Raw genomic sequence first — 13,283 nt, forward strand, 5'->3', positions numbered from 1 at the left:
GCGCACAACCCGGGTCGCGCCGCGGGGCTCGGGCCCGGGTCCCCGCGGGGCCCCGCCCCCCCCGCCGCGGGGGGTGGCCCGGGGGCACCGGGGCGTGTCTCAGCCCTCGTCGGTGGAGGCCGTGACGGAGGGGAGCGTCTGCTCGGCCGCCGCGGTCTTCTTCGACGTCGACTTGGCGGCCGTCTTCTTGGCCGTCGCCTTCTTGGCCGTGGTGGCCTTCTTGGCGACGGTCTTCTTGGCCGCGGTCTTCTTGGCGACCGTCTTCTTCGCCGTGGCCTTCTTGGCGGCCGTCTTGCGGGCGGCCGTCTTCTTCGCCGGGGCCGGAGCCTCGGCGTCCGCGCCGGCCTCGGCCGCCGTGTCGGCCGCCTGGTCCTGCCCGGTCTCCGTGGCCGTCTCGGCCGTCACCGACGGGACGACCACGACGGCCGCCTCCTCGGACGCGGTGGGCGCGGTGGCCTTGCGGACGGCGCGCCGGCGCGGGCGGGCCGGAGCCGCGCTCTCGGCGGGCACCTCGGCGGGCGCTTCGGGCGCCTGCTCGGCCGGGGTCTCCGGGGCGGGCGCCGCGACCGGCTCCGCGACCGTGACCACGGTCTCCTCCGTCGCCTTCGGCGAACCGGCCGGAGCCGACACCTTGCGCGTCGCGCGGCGCCGCGTACGGCCCTTGGGAGCGGCCTCGTCCTCGACGGCGGGGGCCGGCACGGCCTCCGTCACCTCGACGGTCCCGGTCACCGGCGCCTCGGCCGCGGGGGCCTCGACGACCGGGTCCTCGACCGCGACCGGCTCGGCCTCCGCGGCCTCGCGGGAAGCCCGCTCGGCACGCTCCTCGCGCCGGCTCCGGGGAGCACGCTCCTCGGCCTTCGGCGCGCCCGCCGGGGCCGAGGCACGCCGGGTGGCGCGGCGCCGCGAACGGCCACGGGACGCCGCGGCCTCCGCCTCGGCGGCGCTGCTGTAGAACTCCTCGTCGGCCCGGAACTCCGAAACGGGCTGCGCCGGCGCCGCGGCCTCGACGGCCGTCCCGGCCTCGGACTCGGCCGTCTCCGGCTCCTCCGCGGCCTCGTGGGCCTGCTCGTGGTCGTGGTCGTGGTCGTGCTCGTGCTCGTGCACCTGCTCGGCGCCGCCACGGCCGCGCTTCTTGCGCTTGCCGCCACCGCCGACGGACGTCGGCTGCTCCATGTGCACGATGACACCGCGGCCGTTGCAGTGGACGCAGGTCTCGGAGAACGACTCCAGCAGTCCCTGGCCGACCCGCTTACGGGTCATCTGGACGAGGCCCAGCGAGGTCACCTCGGCGACCTGGTGCTTCGTACGGTCGCGTCCCAGGCACTCCAGGAGGCGGCGCAGGACCAGGTCCCGGTTGGACTCCAGGACCATGTCGATGAAGTCGATGACGACGATGCCGCCCAGGTCGCGCAGCCGCAGCTGGCGCACGATCTCCTCGGCCGCCTCCAGGTTGTTCCTGGTGACGGTCTCTTCGAGGTTGCCGCCCTGGCCGGTGAACTTTCCGGTGTTGACGTCGACCACGATCATGGCCTCGGTCTTGTCGATCACCAGCGAACCGCCGCTGGGCAGCCAGACCTTGCGGTCCAGCGCCTTCATCAGCTGCTCGTCGATCCGGTACGTGGCGAAGACGTCGACCTCGGAGGTCCACTTCGACAGCCGGTCGGTCAGGTCGGGCGCCACGTGTGCGACGTAGCCGTGGATGGTGTCCCACGCCTCGTCACCGCTCACGATGACCTTGGAGAAGTCCTCGTTGAAGATGTCGCGGACGACACGGACGGTCATGTCCGGCTCGCCGTAGAGCAGCGTCGGGGCGTTGCCGCTCTTCGCCTTCTTCTGGATGTCCTCCCACTGCGCCTGCAAACGCTCGACGTCGCGGCTCAGTTCGTCCTCGCTCGCGCCCTCGGCGGCGGTGCGCACGATGACGCCCGCGTCCTCGGGGACGATCTTCTTGAGGATGGTCTTCAGACGCGCCCGCTCAGTGTCGGGCAGCTTGCGGCTGATGCCGGTCATCGAGCCCTCGGGCACGTAGACCAGGTAGCGGCCGGGCAGGGAGACCTGGCTGGTGAGGCGGGCGCCCTTGTGGCCGATCGGGTCCTTGGTGACCTGTACGAGCACCGACTGGCCGGACTTCAGGGCGGATTCGATGCGGCGCGGCCCGTTGGCCATGCCGAGCGCCTCGAAGTTGACCTCGCCGGCGTAGAGGACCGCGTTGCGGCCCTTGCCGATGTCGATGAAGGCCGCCTCCATGGACGGCAGCACGTTCTGGACCTTGCCCAGGTAGACGTTGCCGACGTACGAGGTCGCCTGCTCCTTGTTGACGTAGTGCTCGACGAGCACGTTGTCCTCGAGGACGCCGATCTGGGTGCGCTCGCCGCTCTGGCGGACGACCATCACGCGCTCGACGGCCTCGCGGCGGGCCAGGAACTCGGCCTCGGTGATGATCGGAACACGGCGGCGGCCCTGCTCGCGTCCTTCACGGCGGCGCTGCTTCTTCGCCTCCAGGCGGGTGGAGCCCTTGATGGACTGCACCTCGTCGCTGGGGTGGTCGTCCTTCTTGCCGCGGGGCTCGCGGACCTTGACGACGGTGCGCTCGGGGTCGTTGTCGGTGGACTCGGCGTCCGTGCCGGAGTCACCGGCGCGACGACGGCGACGACGGCGGCGACGGCTGCTGCTGGAGCCGCCCTGCTCCTCGCGCTCGTCCGCCTCGTCCGCCTCCTCGGCGTCCTCGGCGGTCTGCTCGGCGGTGTCCTCGGTGTCCTGCGCGGCCTGCTCGGCGGCGTACTCGTCGTCACCGGCCTCGCCGTCCGCGTCGGAGGACTCGCCACGACGGCGGCGACGGCCACCACGGCGGCGGCGACGGCGCGAACCGGCCGACTCCTCCTCGTCGGACTCGTCACCCTCGGCGGCGTCCTCGGCGGACTCGTCGCTCTCCTCCGCCTCGTCGACGGTCTCGACGGGGGCGGCCTGCACGGGGGCGGCCACGGGCTCGTCCTCGACGGCCCGGCGGCGACGGCGACGGCGTCCGCCGGTCGGCTCCTCGACGGCCTCGACAGGCTCGGGGGCCTCGACGACCTCGGTCACCTCGTCGGCCTCGGGAGCCTCCAGGGCCTCCTCCGCCGCTTCGGCGGCAGCCGCGGCCGCGGCCCGCTCCGGCGTCTGGAACATCGGCTCGGTGAACACGGGCGCCTGGAAGACGGCCACGGCCGGACGCGCGGGGCGCCGGCCGGACTCGGTCTCCTTCGGCGCGGGGGCGGAGAAACCGACGGCGGCCTTGCGGGTCGCGCGGCGGCGTCCACGGCGCGGGGCACCGTCCTCGGCGGGCTCCGTGGCCTCGACGGCCTCGGCGGCGGTGCTCTCGCCGGACGGCCCTGTCTCGCTGGGCTGGGTCTCGCTGGACACGGGCGCCTCCACACGCTCGTCGGCGGTGTCGCCCTCGGGCGCACCGGCGGGTGCGGAGACGCGCCGGGTGGCGCGACGTCGGGTGGTACGACGGGGCGCGGCGTCCTCGGATGCGGGCGCCTCGGCGCCGGCGGGCACCGGCTCCGCCACGGCCTCGGCGGACGCGTCGGTCCCGGGGGCCTCAACGGCCTCGACGGCCTGGGGCGCGCCGGTCGGCGCGGTGGCGCGGCGGGTGGCACGGCGGCGCGGGCGGGCGGCGGGCGCGGCCTCTTCGGCGGCGGCCTGCTCGCTCCGGGACTCTGCGGCGGGGGTCTGCGCCTCGGGGGCGGGAACCACGGTCTCGGCGGCCTCGGCGGCCTCTGCCGTCACGGGCGCACCGGCGGGCGCGGAGGCCCTGCGGGTGGCACGGCGGCGGCTGCGACGCGGAGCGGTGTCCTCGGCGGCGGTGTCCTGGGCCGGGGTGTCCTCGGCGTCGGCGCTGTCGGCCGGGGCGGGGTCGGCGACGGCGGCCTCGGCCACCGCTTCCTCCACCGTCTCCTCGGCCTCTTCGGCCTCGGTGGCCGCCATGGCCTCGGCGGATGCCACCGGCGGTATGGCCGGCGCGGTGGTCTCGGCCACGGCCACGGATTCGGCCGCGCCCGTGGGCGGACCGGCGGGACGCGACGCCGCACGGCGGCGCCGCCGCGGCGGCAGGGTGTCGCTGGGGGTGTTGTTGGTGTCGGAGCCCGTGGAGGGCTCAGTGGGTTCGGTCGGCTCGAGCATGCGGGTGGATCTCCCGTCAGGCTCCCGGGCGCCGCGCCTGGTCCGGCAGTGCCGGTGACGTCCGCGGCTCGCGCGATGCGCGGTGCCGCCGTCCGGGGCGCGGGCGCCGCACGGGAGCTCTCTGTGTCCTGTCTCGCCGGTTCCGTACGCCATGTGTGCGTACGGCCTGGCGAAAGTCTTCTGGTGGGTGCGCTGCCCGACCCAGGTGGCTCCCGGATACGAGGGCGGCGCTACGACATCCGTCCCTACGCGGGACCTTCCTTACGCCGACGCCTTCGCGGCGGCAGCTGTGGCGGCCCCTGTGCGATCGGCTGGGGCGGCCGTGACTGCCTCGCGGTCGGGCGCGAGCGGGTCGGTCACCGTGCCGGTCTCTTCATCGAACAGCCCCTGCGCCAGCCTGGTCACCGCTGCGGCGACCGGCGGCGCCAGGTCGGCCACGGCGCGAAGACCGGACAGGACGTCGTCGGGTCGAACGGCAGGCGTCACGTGCCGAACAACCAGCCGCAGTATCGCACAGGGCTGGTCCGTCGGCCTATCAGCCTGTGCGGTGTGCGCCTCCAGGCTCGCCACCGCGCCGCGGGCGTCGAAGGTGCGCATCCCGTTCTTGGCCCTGCGCTGGACCTCGACGGTGTCCGCCGCGTTGAACGTGGCGACCGCGCGCTCCGCGTCCTCGGGCGCCACGCCGTCGAGGCGCAGCTCCCACACGGACGCGGTGAGCCGGTCGGCGAGACCCGAGGTGCGGGCCTCGACCGCCTCGATGATGTCGAGTCCTACGGGCATCGACTCGTCGAGGAGCTCACGCAGCTTCTCCGGGTCACGCGCCGTCGTGAGCGCGATCTCCAGGTACTCCGCCTCACTGCCCGTGCCGGTGGGTGCGGCATTGGCGTACGACACCTTCGGATGGGGCGTGAACCCCGCCGAGTAGGCCATCGGCACCTCGGCACGGCGCAACGCACGCTCGAAGGCGCGCTGGAAGTCACGGTGGCTGGTGAACCGGAGGCGGCCGCGCTTGGTGTAGCGCAGTCGGATGCGCTGCACCGCGGGTGCGGGCGGCGGGCCTTCGGGCTGTCGCTTGCCCAGTGTCGTTCAGTCCTTCGTGAGAGCGGTCGTACTGCTACCTAGAGTACGTGCAGCGGCGGCTCCAGGTTCCCCGCGGGGTTTCGCCGGCCGGAGCGGCTCGGGCTCGCGGGGCGTGCCGAACAGGATCCGCCGGACGTCGGCGCGGGCCTGCCGCGCGGACTCGCGGGCGGCGGCCAGGGTCTGCCGGGTGATCCGGCCCACACCGCGGGCGGCCTCGGCCGCGGGACGCAGGACCGTGTCCCGGACGACGTGCCCGAGCGGGGTCAGGACGGTGCGGTACACCCAGCGCACGGGCTCCACGAAGGCCTGGCGGAACAGCCACGCGAGGAAGCGTCCGACGGCGAGCGAGAGATGCCCGGCCACCCGCCAGGCGTGTCCGAGCGCCTCCACGGTCTCCCGGCCGACGACGGCGAGGACGCGTCCCACGGGCGTCAGCACCCAGCGCCACAGGGCGAGCGCGGGCAGGACGAGCAGGACACGCAGTGTCCAGTAGAGGCCGGTGCCGATCCCGCTGAAGAACATCCCTACGAGTCGTCCGAGTCCGCGCGCGGTCCACGCGAGGGCCCGCCCGACGGGCGCGACGACCCACTCGTAGAGCCACCGCGCCGGTACGACGATCAGATACCGCGTCAGCCAGGCCACGGCCCCGTACGCCCCGAGCCCGACCGCCGCGAGCCCGATCCCGACACCCCTGAGCAGCCACGCGAGCGCGCGTCCCACGGGCACCAGCAGCCACGCGTACACGTGGCCGAGCCCGGTGAGAACGCCTCGGAGCACCCGGGCGAGTGCGGCGCCGGTCCCCCGCGCGGCCCAGGCGATCGCGTGTCCGAGGGGCGTGAGCACCCGGACGTACGACCAGACCGCGGGCACCACTAGCAGCACGTACCCGAGCCGGGCCAGCGTCCTGCCGCCCGGGACCAGGACGTAGCGCCACAGCGCCGCCCCGACCGGGACCACGGCGTACCGCCACAGCGTCACCCACGGCCACACGAACACCGCCCACGCCAGCCACAGCAGCGCACGGCCCGCCGGCCTCAGCAAGGTGTCGCGCACCAGCCTCCCGCCGGCGACCAGCGCGTCCCACACCATGCGCACCGGCACCACGAGGACGAGCACCACGATCCGCACCGGCAGCCGGACGGCGACCGTGAGGCATCCCTCGGCGCGGGGCACGGGTCGCTCGGCGGGCCGCTTCTCCAGATCCATACCGCAGTAGACGCGTCACCCGGGCATACGGATGCGCGCGACCGCCTCCCGGTCACCGCGTACGAGGGGTCGAGGCCGCGTGCGGGCCAGGCGTCAGGAGCACGGGTGCGGGTCACAGCGGGACAGGAGAAGGATCCGGGTGGGCTGAAAGGACGGGACGGGGGCACTCGGTTCCGTGAGGCACCGATGGGTGCCACTCCCTCGAAGGAAAGAGAAACCCATGTACATAGGACTGGGTACCGTCGTCCTCATCATCGTCATCGTCGCCGTCGTCATGATGCTGCGCCGCGGCTGACCAACGCCTCGCGTGCCGCGCCGAGGGCCGACCGACGCCCCGCGTGCCGCACGACCCGTCATGACCCCATGGCCCGCCCCGAATTCCGTTCTCCGGGCGGGCATGGTCACGTCCGACGACGGGCCATCCGTCGCCCCGCCGCCCGCCGCCCGAGGAGCACCCTCTCCTTCACCGGGTATCACGAGGGTCCGAATTATGTGACCGTATTCATTTACGGGACGGCGATCCGCGCAATCCACACCGCCGAATGCCGCGGAATTGCGAGCCTAATGGACAGATCGCCGTCGTCCACGAAATAGCGTGTCGGGCGCCTCCAGCACGGCCACCCTTGTTAATCTGCGGCTCGAAATATCCACGGGATTCACAGGGATCGAGCGCGCCATTTCACAGGGAAGATTTCCCACGGACGAATACGGGCGCGGTCCGGTCGAGAGGACACGGATCATGCAGGACTTTTCCCGTCGCGGACTGCTGAAGGCCACCGCGGTCACCGGTGCCGGCGCGGTCGTCCTCCCGGGCATCGCGGCCGCGGAAGCGCCGGGCGCGAGCGCCGTCACCCCCGAGGCCGGAAGCGTGAGGTGCGGGCCGGCCAGGCTCACCGGCCGCATCGTCCGTCCCGACGACCCCGGCTACGCCGAGGCGAGCCTGGGCTGGGACGAGCTGTTCGTCCACTATCCGCTGGTCATCGTCTACGCCCAGCGGACGCAGGACGTGGTCAACGCCCTCACCTGGGCACGCCAGCACGATGTCGCGCTACGGGTGCGCAGCGGCGGCCACAGCCTCGAGGGCTGGTCGAACGTGGACAACGGCATCGTAATCGACGTCAGCGAGCTGAAGTCGGTCCACATCGACACGGCCGCCCGTACGGCGACGGTCGGCGCCGGCCTCAACCAGCTGGAAGCGGTGACCACGCTCGCGAAGAAGAACCTCGCGGTGACGACCGGAACGGAAGGCAGCGTGGGCCTGGCCGGTGCGACGCTCGGCGGCGGCTTCGGTTTCCTCACCCGCTATCTCGGAATGGCCTGCGACAGCCTCATCGGGGCCGAGGTCGTCGTCGCCTCGGACGGTGACTGCGCCAAGGTCGTCAAGGCGGACCTGAAGAACAACGCGGACCTGCTCTGGGCACTCCGCGGCGCGGGCAACGGAAACTTCGGAATTGTCACGTCGCTCACCTACAAAGTGGCTCCGCTCAAGAGCGTCACTTATGTGCAGGCGGCGTGGGACGGCCTCGGGGACCTGCAGAGGGTCTTCGACACGTGGCAGCGTACGGCGCCGGTCGCCGACAACCGTCTCGGCACCCAGCTCGAAATTCACCGGAACCAGACCCTGCTGTTCGCGGTCCTCGCGGAGGGAACGCCCGCGGAGGCGAAGAAACTGCTGGCCCCGATCCTTTCGATCGGCCGCCCCGAAGTCACGGTGCAGGTCGGCAACTGGGGAGACGTGTACGCGGGATTCCAGGTTCCGACCGCGGACGAACCGGCGAACTGGAAATTCTTCTCGCAGTTCACCGTCAAGCCGTTCCCGAAGAAGGCGATCAGCGTGATCGCCTCCTTCATGCGGGACGCCCCGACGGACGACAGCAACTTCTTCACCCAGGCCTTCGGCGGAGCGGTCAGGAAGAGCCCCCGCGGCGGGACGGCCTTCCCGCACCGCGACGCGCTCTTCTACTCCGAACCGGGCGCCGGCTGGGGAACCCGTGGAGAACCGGGCAGCGGTGACGAGCTGACGCCGCGCGCCCAGGCCTGGATCGCCGAGTTCAGCCAGGCACTGCGGCCCTACGTGCACGGCGCCTACGTCAACGTCCCGAACATCGGCATGCAGGACTGGGAAACCGCCTACTGGGACGGCAACTTCGACCGGCTGCGCAAGATCAAGGCGAAGTACGACCCCCGCAACGTCTTCCAGTACGAGCAGAGCGTCCCGCCCGCGTTCTGCTGACCGATCGCGACCGAGCCCCCTCCCTGCCGGCGAGGGGGCTCGGCCGTGCGCGGATCCGCCCGGAACGGAGCCGTCGGACAAGGGGGTCCGCCCCAGGCGTCGGCACACCCGTGCCGATTCGGCCGCAGCCGCGACCCGCGGATGCGGTGGACGGCTCGGACGCCGCGCCCGCACAGCGGCCGAGTCCTCCGCGCGCCCTGGGCAGGTCCCCCGCGCGCGGCCGCCACGAGCGCGGGGCTGTCACAAACGGGCAAGCCGTCCTGTCCTTCCTCCAGACAGTTCCTGTTTGGAGGAAGACATGAGCCCTGAGCACGCACATCTGCCCCATGGCGTCGAGGTGATCACGACCCTGCCGGAAGCGGCGGCCAGGATCCCGGCCGGCTCCGAGGCCAGGACCGTCCGGGTCACCCTGGCGCCCGGCGACCCGGGCGCGCCGCCGCACCGCCACCCCGGACCGCTCTTCGGCTACGTGACCCAGGGCGAGATCCTCTTCGAGCTGGAGGGGCAGCCGCCCCGGGTGCTCAAGGCCGGGGACGCCCTGTTCGAGCCCGGCGGCGACGTGATCCACTACCAGGGATCCAACAACCTCCCGGACGCACAGTCGCAGCTGGTGGTGACCATGTTCGCGCCTCCTGGCACGCCGGTCCTGACCGTGGTCGACGCGGACGAACTGGCCGCACGACGGCACCTGCGGGTCAGCCGGCCCTGACGACGTTCCACCGATCCGTGACGGGCCGTCGGAGTGCCGCCGCGGCGCCGAGTCCACGGTCCCGGGGAGGGACCGGCGACGGCGTCCGGGGCACCCGGCGGCGCCGGCGGGTAAGGGACATGGAGCGCGGGGAACGTCTGGGGCAGCCGGTGTCGGACGTCGGATCGCCGGGTCCGCACGCGGACATGGCGCCGCTCACGGTGGCGGTCACCCGGGGGTGGGCGTCGCCCGTCGCCGGGAGAGGGTCACCCTGCGTCGCTCGACGTCCAGCTCGGTGACGACGACCGCCACCCGGTCACCGACCCGCACGACGTCCTCCGGCGCTTCCACGGCCGTCCACGCGAGCTCTGCCAGGGGGACCAGTCCCTCGATCCCGTCGGCGATCCGGACGAAGGCACCGAACGGGACCAGCTTCGTGACCGTTCCGGCGAGGGTCCGGCCCGCCTGCGTCCGGTCGGCGAAGGTCCGGAAGGGGTCCGGCCCCATCGCCTTCAGGGAGAGACGGGCCTCTCCGTTCCACGTGTCGAACTGAAGGAACTCGCACGAGACCCGCTGCCCGACCTGGACGACGTCCGTGACCACCTCGTAGCGCTGCCAGGACAGTTCGGCGACGGAGATGAAGCCGACGCCGGGAAAGACGGGATGGGCGGGGCCGTCGTCCAGGGCCACGAACACGCCGAACCGCTCGATCGACGCCACCACACCGGAGAGGACCTCGCCGCGGTCGATCCGCTTCAGGAACGCCCAGAGTTTGGGGTTCTCGGTGGCGGCCATGGACAGGCGCACTCGGCCCTGCTCCGGATCGACGCCGACCACCTCGCCCGTGATCCGCCGGCCGACCTCCACGACCTCGGCCGAAGGACGGCACCAGGACATGTCCAACGGTCCGACCGTCCCCAACGGGCGCCCGGCGAAGCCGTCCAGGACCACCGCCGCCCCACAGCGCCGCGTGACGTCCGTGACGGTCCCCCCGCGGAGATCACCGACCTCGACCGTCGCGAGGAACGCCTGTACGGCCTGATCGTCCGGCGCTCCCCCCATGACGTACTCCCCCATGCCGTTCAGACTCTCATGATCCGCGGCGCGCGGCCCCGGAGAATCCTGAGCCGGCCGGGGGCGCCGGTGCCGGTACGGTCGAAGCCCTCGGCCGGGACGGCGGCCGCGACCGCGGTCGGGGTCGAGGTGAGGGTCGGGGTGAGGGGATGCGTCACCGCTCGATCCGCCGCCTCGCCTCCTCGTTCTCGTCAGAGCCGGCGGCCGGGGGCAGGCTGTCGGGTTTCTCCAGTTGCCCGGCGGTCAGCTCAAGGGCGTCGGCGGCGGTGTTCTTCTCCACGCGGCTGACCCGCTTGGTGCCGGGGATCGGGACGATGTGCTCGCCCTTGGCCAGCAGCCAGGCCAGAGCGACCTGGGCCGGTGTGGCGCCCGCCTCGTCGGCGACGGCCCGCACCTCGTCGGCGAGGGCAAGGTTGCGCCGGAAGTTCTCCCCCTGGAAGCGCGGGGCTGGTCCGGCGCCAGCCACCGTCGTCGAACTGCTCGGGAGAACGGAGAGCGCCGGTGAGGAACTCGTGGCCGAGCGGGGAGTACGGCACGAAGCCGATACCGAGCTCGCGCAGCGCGGGCAGCACCCGCTCCTCGACCTCGCGGTTCCACAGCGAGTACGAGGACTGGACCGCTGTCACTGTCGCCGGCCTCCGACCCCGCCCTCACGCTCGTGATCTACACCGCCACTCCCGACACCCCGGCGCCGACGCCCTCCGTCTCCTGTCCGCCTGGGCAGCCACCCAGGACCAGCCGGAAGCCGACCGCCATGAGCGCCTGATCTGACCGGCGGGGGGCGGCGGTCTCAACTCATCGATAGTCCTCCGGGTGACCCTGCATCCAGGTGTTGATCTTGTCCCGCGTTCCGGTGAGCAGGCCCTGGTGTTTCTTGAGGTTCTCGAAGGAGCTGTCGTCGCCCAGTTCGGCCCGCAGGTCCACGATCCATGCGAGGGGTTCCTTGAAGTGCCCAGGACCCTGGGGGTCGGCTTTCATCGCCTCGTCGAGACGGTTGAGCTCGTCGACCAGCCGCCCCAGGAAGTACTCGCAGTTCCCCGGTGTCGTGCACCCGTCGTTGTAGGTGGCCTGAAGCCGGGCGAACGCATCGCGGACCTTCTCGGCCCCCGGTGTCGGTTCCGCCGTGCTCGGGGCGGGCGGCTCCTCGGTCGCCGGGGCCGATGCCGTCGCCTCGCGGACGGGAGACTCGTCATCGCTCGACGTCGTGCCCGAACCACCGGAGCAGGAAAGCAACGATGCCGCCAGGGCCACGACGAGCGTGGAGGCACTGAGAGTGCGCCGTGCGCGCAAGCTGATCATGCCGCGTACGACTCTCCAGGGAGCTCGCTGGTTGTGCCCCGTGAGAGGGCCGACCCACATCGTCGTTCTGCGTCGGCTCCGGATCGATCCGGTTCGCCGCGAAGGCGCGCCTTTTCCCTCAAGTGCGCCGGCGCTGACGCCTGGTGGTCCGCGAGCCCGGCGAACACGACGGCCGCAGGATCGTGTGACCCCGGCCAAGGATCACGATGCCCGGGTCGGTCGCGAACCCGGGGAGACGACCCGTCCCCTGTCGGAGACGACGCTCGAACAGGGCTTCACGATCACTGGGCAGGAGTTCCACAACTCCACCCCGGCCCCGATCAGTTCCCGTACCGCCTGTTCCTCCGCGAGAGTCCAGTCGAGGCACTCGCCTCCGAACAGCTTCTCGTAGGCGCTGTTGTGCACCGCGCCCTGCCGGGGCAGCCGCCGGGCCTCGCCGAGTCCTCGGGCCAGGTCCTCGAAGAAGTTCCACGCCTCCAGCACCGCACCGGGAGGGACGCGCCGGCGCACCGGGTCCTCCAGCCAGTGCTGAACGCGGGTGAGCTCCAGAGTGTCGGCCCCGGCGGTGGCCGGCCCGCGCCCCCGTCGGCTCGCGTACACCCGTGCCTGCCGAACGGTCGTGACCACCGGTACCTGACGGCGATCGGCTTCTCGCGACACCAGGACCCGGTCGGGCTCGTCGCCCTCGCCACCGACCCACAGGACCACCGCGCTGCGGCCGAGCCCGCGCACCCGATACGCGTAGAGAGTCCCACGCCTTTCGCGACGCCCGGCCGCGAACACGTCTGCCCTCCCGATCTCCGCCACGCGCTCACACTGGCACGCCCCGCGCGAACCGTCGCGGACTTTCTCGGCGGCGACCGTCGTGATCGGCAGACCCGGAGAGTCCCGCTCCCCCGGTGGAGCGTGCGCTGAACGTCCGGTCGGCGGGGGACGTCCGGGGATCAGACGGATGTGCTCACGCACCCGGTCTCGGTGAAGCCCTTGCGGTGGCCCTCGGCAGGGACGCGGTCGAGGTGGATGCGGCGGATCGGCCGGGTCCGGCCGTCCCGTGTCCAGCTGACGGCGGACCCCGCCGGAACCCTTGCGTCAACGACTCCCAGGGCCGGTCCGACGGGTCGCGTCACCGACCCCGCACCCGCCGGCATGTCACTCGAACGGCGCAACGTGGCGCGCCACCCACATGGGTGAAGGTCAGGCTGACTAGTGCCCCGATTGAAGCAATGCGTGAAAGGGGAACCACATGCGCATTCGACGAATCCTCGCCGCCGTCATCGCCACGGCAGCCCTCGCCGGAATCGGCCTCACAGGCGCCGTCACCGCCTCCGCCGCCAGCCTCACCCCGGGTGAGTGCGAGCAGGGCGGCGGAACGGTCAACTTCGCGAACAACACCTGCAAGGGCGGCATGTTCGACGGCCAGATGGTCGACTAGTCCCCGCCGGGGGGCCCCCCGCCCCCCGGCCCGGGGCGGCCCCCCCGGGGCGGGGACGGGGGGGGTGGCGCCCGCCCCCGGCAAGGATTCTAGGGCGGGGGTGGGTTAGC

The 13,283-nt window shown here is 72.6% G+C and carries 10 protein-coding genes and 1 pseudogene; 3 read left to right on the forward strand and 8 right to left on the reverse strand.

Annotated elements, in window-relative coordinates; translation table 11 throughout:
- Positions 1 to 99: 99 nt before the first annotated feature.
- The 3 genes from ACFV2J_RS12625 to ACFV2J_RS12635 all read right to left on the reverse strand — a co-directional run bounded on the left by ACFV2J_RS12625 (position 100) and on the right by ACFV2J_RS12635 (position 6,447).
- Positions 100 to 4,161, reverse strand: coding sequence for an Rne/Rng family ribonuclease (locus tag ACFV2J_RS12625; RefSeq protein ID WP_385438470.1), 4,062 nt, complete (start codon positions 4,159 to 4,161; stop codon positions 100 to 102).
- 261 nt (positions 4,162 to 4,422) lie between these two features.
- Positions 4,423 to 5,199 (reverse strand): TIGR03936 family radical SAM-associated protein, encoded by a 777-nt coding sequence (locus ACFV2J_RS12630; protein WP_385083062.1) that lies wholly within the window; start codon positions 5,197 to 5,199, stop codon positions 4,423 to 4,425.
- A gap of 48 nt (positions 5,200 to 5,247) precedes the next feature.
- Positions 5,248 to 6,447: a hypothetical protein gene (locus ACFV2J_RS12635; RefSeq protein WP_385083060.1), complete on the reverse strand. Its 1,200-nt coding sequence runs from the start codon at positions 6,445 to 6,447 to the stop codon at positions 5,248 to 5,250.
- Between the two features lie 739 nt (positions 6,448 to 7,186).
- Here ACFV2J_RS12635 and ACFV2J_RS12640 point away from each other — a divergent pair.
- Positions 7,187 to 8,680, forward strand: coding sequence for an FAD-binding oxidoreductase (locus ACFV2J_RS12640; protein WP_385083059.1), 1,494 nt, complete (start codon positions 7,187 to 7,189; stop codon positions 8,678 to 8,680).
- A gap of 298 nt (positions 8,681 to 8,978) precedes the next feature.
- A complete protein-coding gene (locus tag ACFV2J_RS12645) occupies positions 8,979 to 9,389 on the forward strand; it encodes a cupin domain-containing protein (RefSeq protein ID WP_385083058.1) in 411 nt (136 codons plus the stop codon).
- A 207-nt stretch (positions 9,390 to 9,596) separates the two neighbouring features.
- Here the strand turns inward: ACFV2J_RS12645 and ACFV2J_RS12650 are convergent, their stop codons facing one another.
- The 5 genes and pseudogenes from ACFV2J_RS12650 to ACFV2J_RS12670 form a co-directional block, all read right to left on the reverse strand.
- Entirely contained in the window at positions 9,597 to 10,445 is an 849-nt protein-coding gene (locus ACFV2J_RS12650; RefSeq protein ID WP_385083057.1) for a S1 RNA-binding domain-containing protein, read from the reverse strand.
- A 5-nt stretch (positions 10,446 to 10,450) separates the two neighbouring features.
- Positions 10,451 to 10,600: a hypothetical protein gene (locus ACFV2J_RS12655; RefSeq protein ID WP_385083056.1), complete on the reverse strand. Its 150-nt coding sequence runs from the start codon at positions 10,598 to 10,600 to the stop codon at positions 10,451 to 10,453.
- Positions 10,597 to 11,068 (reverse strand): annotated as a pseudogene (locus ACFV2J_RS12660) (aldo/keto reductase); the annotation flags it as partial. The gene ACFV2J_RS12655 and the pseudogene ACFV2J_RS12660, both read right to left, overlap by 4 nt.
- 169 nt (positions 11,069 to 11,237) lie before the next feature.
- Positions 11,238 to 11,741, reverse strand: coding sequence for a hypothetical protein (locus ACFV2J_RS12665; RefSeq protein ID WP_385083055.1), 504 nt, complete (start codon positions 11,739 to 11,741; stop codon positions 11,238 to 11,240).
- Positions 11,742 to 11,942: 201 nt separating this feature from the next.
- Positions 11,943 to 12,473 carry a hypothetical protein gene (locus tag ACFV2J_RS12670; RefSeq protein WP_385083054.1) on the reverse strand — a complete coding sequence of 177 codons (531 nt, stop codon included), beginning with the start codon at positions 12,471 to 12,473 and terminating at the stop codon, positions 11,943 to 11,945.
- Positions 12,474 to 12,984: 511 nt separating this feature from the next.
- On the opposite strand from ACFV2J_RS12670, the gene ACFV2J_RS12675 reads away from it, so the two are divergent.
- Positions 12,985 to 13,173, forward strand: coding sequence for a hypothetical protein (locus tag ACFV2J_RS12675; RefSeq protein WP_385438477.1), 189 nt, complete (start codon positions 12,985 to 12,987; stop codon positions 13,171 to 13,173).
- Positions 13,174 to 13,283 lie beyond the last annotated feature (110 nt).

Source organism: Streptomyces sp. NPDC059668 (assembly GCF_042734135.1).
GTDB lineage: Bacteria > Actinomycetota > Actinomycetes > Streptomycetales > Streptomycetaceae > Streptomyces.

Bases quoted from the DNA above. Each gene is read 5' to 3' on its own strand.
- ACFV2J_RS12625 (WP_385438470.1), bottom strand. From the start codon at position 4,161: ATGCTCGAGCCGACCGAACCCACTGAGCCCTCCACGGGCTCCGACACC.
- ACFV2J_RS12635 (WP_385083060.1), bottom strand. From the start codon at position 6,447: ATGGATCTGGAGAAGCGGCCCGCCGAGCGACCCGTGCCCCGCGCCGAG.
- ACFV2J_RS12640 (WP_385083059.1), top strand. From the start codon at position 7,187: ATGCAGGACTTTTCCCGTCGCGGACTGCTGAAGGCCACCGCGGTCACC.
- ACFV2J_RS12645 (WP_385083058.1), top strand. From the start codon at position 8,979: ATGAGCCCTGAGCACGCACATCTGCCCCATGGCGTCGAGGTGATCACG.
- ACFV2J_RS12650 (WP_385083057.1), bottom strand. From the start codon at position 10,445: ATGGGGGAGTACGTCATGGGGGGAGCGCCGGACGATCAGGCCGTACAG.
- ACFV2J_RS12665 (WP_385083055.1), bottom strand. From the start codon at position 11,741: ATGATCAGCTTGCGCGCACGGCGCACTCTCAGTGCCTCCACGCTCGTC.
- ACFV2J_RS12675 (WP_385438477.1), top strand. From the start codon at position 12,985: ATGCGCATTCGACGAATCCTCGCCGCCGTCATCGCCACGGCAGCCCTC.